Annotated in this window: 2 protein-coding genes; both read right to left on the bottom strand. The window is 69.2% G+C overall.

What is annotated here, in order from left to right; translation table 11 throughout:
- Nucleotides 1–613 (bottom strand): sarcosine oxidase subunit gamma (locus QCD75_RS21775; RefSeq protein WP_301231613.1); only part of this gene is annotated, 613 nt, incomplete at its 3' end.
- Nucleotides 606–817: glycine cleavage T C-terminal barrel domain-containing protein (locus QCD75_RS21780; RefSeq protein ID WP_301231614.1), on the bottom strand; the 212-nt coding region annotated here is incomplete at its 5' end. The genes QCD75_RS21775 and QCD75_RS21780, both read right to left, overlap by 8 nt.

Consider the following 817-nt stretch of genomic DNA (forward strand, 5'->3'; position numbering starts at 1 on the left):
ATTCGCGCATGGCGTCCAGGAGCCAGCGCCCCAGGAACTCCGCAAAGGAGGCCCGCGGGAAGATCCGGCAGGTCTCCTCCGCGGTCTTCCACAGAATGGCCGGGATGCCGCCGATCTCCGTGGACAGCGCCGTGCCGGCCGTGAAGACGCGGGGATGCAGATCCAGGGAGCAGCCCTTCTCCAGGACCGCCCGCGCCCGGGGACCGGAGAGCTCGAACGTGGTGCGGTTGGCGGAGAGATCCACCACCTGGCCCGCGCCGTCGCCCAGGGCCTCGACCAGCGCGCCGGGCAGGTCTCCGCCCAGGCTTTCATGGGATTCCGCGGGGGCCACAAGCAGGAATTCGCCCGGCCCCAGCCACAGCACTGCGGTGCTGGCGCTGCCGGTGACCTCCCCTGACGCGGACGGCAGGCCGCCGGTCAGGGCGGCGAGCCGTTCCCCGGCGTCGCCGGCCGGATCGACCCGGAGCCCGGCCATGGTCAGGAACGGCACTTCCCGCAGTTCCACGGTGCCCGCCACGGATCCGGCTTCAAAGGCTGCCCTGAGCGGCGACGCCGGACTCTTCCGGAGGGTCTGGATCTTCTTGGAATTTTCGAGTGCTGCTGTGTCAGCCATCTTTGCGGGCCCCTTCAGAGTCAAAAAGTACGGTTTCTGCGACGACAACGTCCACCAGCTGGTCCCCGGCGGCGGCCACCAGGGTTTCGCCGATGCGGTTGCGGCCGTTCTTGATCAGGGCGAGGGCAAACGATCGGCCCAGCGCCGCACTGTGGTAGCTCGAGGTCACGAATCCCTGCATCGGGACGGGGCCGTAAGCGGGAT

This window comes from Arthrobacter sp. PsM3 (genome assembly GCF_030433895.1).
Classification (GTDB): Bacteria; Actinomycetota; Actinomycetes; order Actinomycetales; family Micrococcaceae; genus Arthrobacter.